This is a genomic window from Leuconostoc sp., from assembly GCF_965300815.1.
Map to the genome: position 1 here is coordinate 1 of NZ_CBDKZH010000073.1, position 5,240 is coordinate 5,240.

The window sequence follows — 5,240 nt, forward strand, 5'->3', positions numbered from 1 at the left end:
TTTTCGGCATTTAGAGGTTTATAATAATTAAATTATTTTTATGCCACAATACATATCATTGGGCTACTATATTAACGTACGCTGTAATATAATCAGATAAGATAGAATTGTTATTAAAGGTGGTCACGGATGAAAAAGACGTTTAAAAAATATTATGGTTATCAATGGTTGGCTGCGATTATATTTGGCTGGGGCCTACCTTTCTTGGGTGAACTAGCAGGGTGGACGAGTTTGCATAAGGTGATCTTTATTTATATCATCCTTAATAGTGCTTACATGTTGTATCTCGGTTATGATGTTCGCCGCCATGGTTATTCACCCGTCACATTATTATTAATGCCAATCATTTTTGCATTAGTTGCGACACTTTGGTTAGGTTTAGTGTCGATATCATACGGCTTTTATTTCAGTTTATTATACGTTGTCTTAAGCCTCTTTACTTTTTTGGGTGATACACGAGATGATCCAGATGAAAATTTGATTCCAATTGAAAATGGTTTTCATGATTTGAATTCTGGTGAGTCCGAAACGTTCCAAATACCGGTTGAAGGTGGCTTTAAATCGTAATATCAACCCAGATTAGTCAGGGATTGTGTTGGAATAAAGTTATGAAAAAGCGCGACCTTTCGCGCTTTTTCTGTTATAGTTATAACAGGTATTTTTACAGAACTGTGTTTGGTGATTGAGATAAAACAACCTGAACATAGCGATAATGGAGGAAATTTAATTGATCACAGTATCAGACATGAGCTTCAGCTTTGCTGGGCCTAAATTATATCAAGATGTTAACTTAAAGTTGACGCCTGGCAATACTTACGGTATTATCGGTGCCAATGGTGCCGGCAAGTCAACTTTTTTGAAGTTATTACAAGGTGAATTGCAACCAACAGAAGGTGTGATTGCGATTGGTGAAGGTGAACGGATGTCATCTTTGCAACAAGATCACTTTGCTTTTGATGAATTTACCGTGTTGGACACAGTGATTCAAGGGCATAAGCGTTTGTATGAAGTCAAGACGGAAATGGATGCCATTTATGCCAAGCCAGATTTCAATGATGAAGACGGTGTCCGCGTTGCGGATTTGGGTGCCGAATTCGAAGAACTTGATGGTTGGAACGCAGAAGTTGAAGCCGGTCAATTGTTGAGCAAGTTAGGTATTCCTGACGATATGCAATATACGTTGATGGGTGAACTAACTGAAAATGATAAAGTGAAGGTGTTGTTGGCGCAAGCTTTGTTTGGTAACCCAGATATTTTGGTGCTTGATGAACCAACCAACGGTCTGGATGTGCAGACAATTAACTGGTTAGAAGATTTCTTGGCTGATTTCCCGAACCTAGTGATTGTGGTATCCCACGACCGTCACTTCCTAAACGCCGTGTCAACCAACATCTTGGATGTTGACTTTGGTAAGATCACACCATTCGTTGGTAACTACGACTTCTGGCGTGAATCTTCTGAATTGGCGCAACGTTTGGCTTCTCAGCAAAATGCTAAGAAGGAAGAACAAATTAAGCAATTGCAAGAATTCGTGGCCCGTTTCTCAGCCAATGCTTCTAAGTCAAAGCAAGCCACTGCTCGTAAGAAGCAATTGGAAAAGATTACACTGGATGATATCAAGCCATCATCACGTAAGTATCCATTCATTAATTTCCCAATGAACCGTGAATTGGGTAACGACATGATCCGTGTTGAAAATGTCTCTAAGACAATTGATGGGGAAAAAGTGCTCGATAATATTTCATTTATCGGTCGTCCTGGCGATAAAATTGCGATCTTGTCACGTTCTGATTTGGCAACGACAACCCTGATGCAAATTATTGCCGGCACGCTTGAACCAGACACTGGGTCAGTGACTTGGGGTGTGACAACCTCACAATCTTATATTGCCAAAGATTTGAATGATAACTTTGACGATCAAGAAGCAACGATTTTGGATTGGTTGCGTGATTTTGCGGAAGAAGATCAAAAGGACAATACAAGTCTTCGTGGTATGTTGGGACAAATGTTGTTCCGCGGCGACGATTCTTTGAAGCAAATCAAAGTTCTTTCTGGTGGTGAGAAGGTGCGTATTACCTTGGCTAAGATGATGTTATTGAAGGCAAACGTCTTGCTCATGGATGACCCAACGAACCACTTGGATTTGGAATCAATTCAATCATTAAACGATGCCGTGGTGAACTTTAAGGGTGGCATTATTATGACTTCTCACGATCACGAGTTCTTGGCAACGACCGCCAACCACGTGATTGAAGTTTCAGCCAAAGGTGCTGTGGACCGTGTGGATACAACGTATGATGAATTTATTTCAACACCAAGTATCCAAGAAAAGGTCAAGGAACTTTATTAAGCTGTGTGTTTAACCCATATATCGTAAAAAAGGCGTCTGAGGACGCTTTTTTGCGTCAACGCACATGATCAAAGGAAAGACAATAACCATGACAATAGGGATTGATAAAATCGGATTTTACACACCAAATTATGTGTTAGATCTTACTGAACTCGCGCAAGCACGTGGGGATGAACCAGAAAAATATACGATTGGTATCGGCCAATCGCAACAAGCTGTCGTACCCAACTATGAAGACGTCGTGACGATGGGCGTTAATGCTGCCCAAAGTATTTTAACGGATGACGACCGTGCAGCGATTGACATGGTCATTTTTGCCACGGAATCAGGGATTGATAATTCCAAATCAGCTGCCGTCTACGCTCAAAAATTGTTAAATTTATCAGAATTTTCGCGTACTATTGAGTTAAAGCAGGCTTGCTATGCGGGAACATTTGGTTTAATGCAGGCGCGCGACTACGTGACCTTGCATCCAGAAAAGCGGGTTTTGGTGATTGCGGCTGACATTGCCCGTTATGGTTTGGGAACACCAGGTGAAGTCACACAAGGGGCTGGTGCCATTGCCATGGTTGTGGCGAGTGAACCGAAAATTTTAGCGATTAATTCAGATTCTGTTTATATGAGTCGAGATGTCGCTGATTTCTGGCGACCGGTTGATCGGGAAGAAGCGTTAGTTGACGGGCATCTCTCAACTGATGTTTATAAAGAGATGTTTTTGACACTTTGGCAACGTTATCAAAAGCAAACGCAACATGTCCTTGATGATTTTGCTGGCTTTGCGTTCCATTTACCTTATACAAAAATGGGGAAGAAGGCGCTGGATCAAATTATGGCCGAAGCGTCACCTGCCCAGCAAACCCGTTTGGCTGAGCATTTAACTGCTAGTCAAGTCTATAGTCGTCAGGTGGGAAATTTATATACTGGATCAGTTTATTTGAGTTTGCTATCCCTTTTAAGTCAGGCAACGGATTTAGTGGCTGGGGAAGATATTGCTGTCTTTAGTTATGGTTCTGGCGCTGAAGCTGAATTATATTCAGTGACCTTACAAGATAACTTTGCTGACTATGTGCCAAACACTATGACGGATGCCTTATTGGCAAACCGCCATCAGGTCAGTGTGGCTGAATATGAGGCCATGTTCACCTCACACTTGTATAATTCGCATGTTGACGCGAAAACCCAAGCCCGCGATGATGCCAAAACGGTACAATTTTTAGGTTGGCAAGCCGGCGAACGGTTGTATCGTTAGTCGCAAATCGCATTCAGTTAATGACAAGGGCGCGGGTCTTATTGTATAATACGTAAAATAACTTTTTTAAAGAGGGAAAAGCGTGGCAAAATCATTTGTAACCGTAGTTGGAAAAGATAAGCCAGGCATTATTGCCAGCGTAGCACAAACTTTAGCAGCACATGATGTGAATATTTTAGATGTCTCACAAACGATCATGTCTGATATTTTCACAATGAGTATGTTGGTGAATCTTGAACAACTAGATGAAACCTTTAATGGCTTACAAGATGATTTGAATGTTCTGGGGCAACAGTTAAATGTTGAAATTCATACCCAACGTGAAGAAATTTATGATGCGATGCGTCGTGTTTAAAGCTTGACGTTAGGGGTTATTTTGATGTGCCATTGCTGTTGACCAATGGCCAAAAATTTGGGAGAAGTCATGGAAACCACGCAAATTATAGAAACAATCAACATGGTTGCCGAAGAGCATTTGGATATTCGTACTGTAACAATGGGTATTTCACTGCTTGATACAATTGCTGGCACACCGGCAGATACGGCAAAAAATATTTATGATAAAATTACGACTTACGCCAAGGATTTAGTGGCGGTCGCGCAACAAATCGAACGTGAATTTGGAATTCCAATTACCAACAAGCGCATTAGTGTGACACCAATTGCTTTAATCGCTGGGAAGGCGACACCAGATGAGATGTTGTTATACGCGCATGCCTTGGATGATGCGGCTAAAACCGTTGGGGTCGACTTTATTGGCGGCTATTCAGCGCTTGTACAAAAGGGGTTTGCCAATGGTGACCTAGCTCTGATAAAATCATTACCCCGCGCCTTGACTGAAACAGACTTGGTCATGTCAAGTGTGAATATTGGCTCATCCAAAGCAGGTATTAACTTGGATGCGGTGAAGTTAATGGGTGAAACGATCAAAGCCATTACGGATAAGTCAGACACAGCCAATGCGAAGTTAGTCGTATTTGCCAATGCCGTGGAAGATAATCCGTTTATGGCAGGGGCTTTCCATGGCGTGACAGAAGCCGATGTGGTGATTTATGTCGGTGTTTCTGGCCCTGGTGTCGTGAAGCGTGCACTTGAAAAAGTGAAGGGCGAACCAATTCAAATTGTTGCAGAAACGGTTAAAAAGACTGCCTTTAAGATTACACGTGTCGGCCAAATGGTTGGGGCGTTAGCAGCCGAACGATTGGGCGTTGAATTTGGCATTGTGGATTTGAGTCTAGCACCAACACCCGCTCGTGGTGATTCAGTGGCAGAAGTCTTGGAAGAAATCGGCTTAGAAATGGTCGGGACTCATGGGACAACGGCGGCTTTGATGCTGCTCAATGATGCGGTAAAAAAGGGTGGCGTGATGGCGTCACAACGTGTTGGTGGCTTATCAGGGGCCTTTATTCCTGTTTCTGAAGATGCGGGCATGATTGATGCGGTTAAAGCTGGTATTTTGTCATTGGCCAAGCTTGAGGCGATGACATCCGTCTGCTCAGTTGGGTTGGACATGATTGCCGTGCCGGGTGATACGCCAGCAACAACGATTGCGGCTATGATCGCTGATGAAGCAGCGATCGGTGTGCAAAACAACAAGACAACCGCAGTGCGTGTGTTACCAACCAACGGGACTAAAGTTGG

5 protein-coding genes are annotated in these 5,240 nt (G+C 42.7%); all 5 read left to right on the forward strand.

The window, feature by feature from the left end; all coding sequences use genetic code 11:
• The first annotated feature begins 129 nt into the window (after nt 1-129).
• The gene (locus tag ACW12G_RS05620; protein WP_010005656.1) at nt 130-567 is read left to right on the forward strand and encodes a hypothetical protein; all 438 of its coding nucleotides are present in this window, start codon (nt 130-132) and stop codon (nt 565-567) included.
• 160 nt (nt 568-727) lie between these two features.
• A complete protein-coding gene (locus ACW12G_RS05625; protein WP_010005657.1) occupies nt 728-2,350 on the forward strand; it encodes an ABC-F family ATP-binding cassette domain-containing protein in 1,623 nt (540 codons plus the stop codon).
• Nucleotides 2,351-2,438: 88 nt separating this feature from the next.
• Complete coding sequence (locus tag ACW12G_RS05630; RefSeq protein ID WP_455647470.1) at nt 2,439-3,599, forward strand: hydroxymethylglutaryl-CoA synthase; 1,161 nt, start codon at nt 2,439-2,441, stop codon at nt 3,597-3,599.
• Between the two features lie 82 nt (nt 3,600-3,681).
• Nucleotides 3,682-3,954 carry an ACT domain-containing protein gene (locus ACW12G_RS05635; protein WP_455647471.1) on the forward strand — a complete coding sequence of 91 codons (273 nt, stop codon included), beginning with the start codon at nt 3,682-3,684 and terminating at the stop codon, nt 3,952-3,954.
• A gap of 69 nt (nt 3,955-4,023) precedes the next feature.
• On the forward strand, nt 4,024-5,240 hold a 1,217-nt coding region (locus ACW12G_RS05640; RefSeq protein ID WP_455647472.1), incomplete at its 3' end, for a PFL family protein.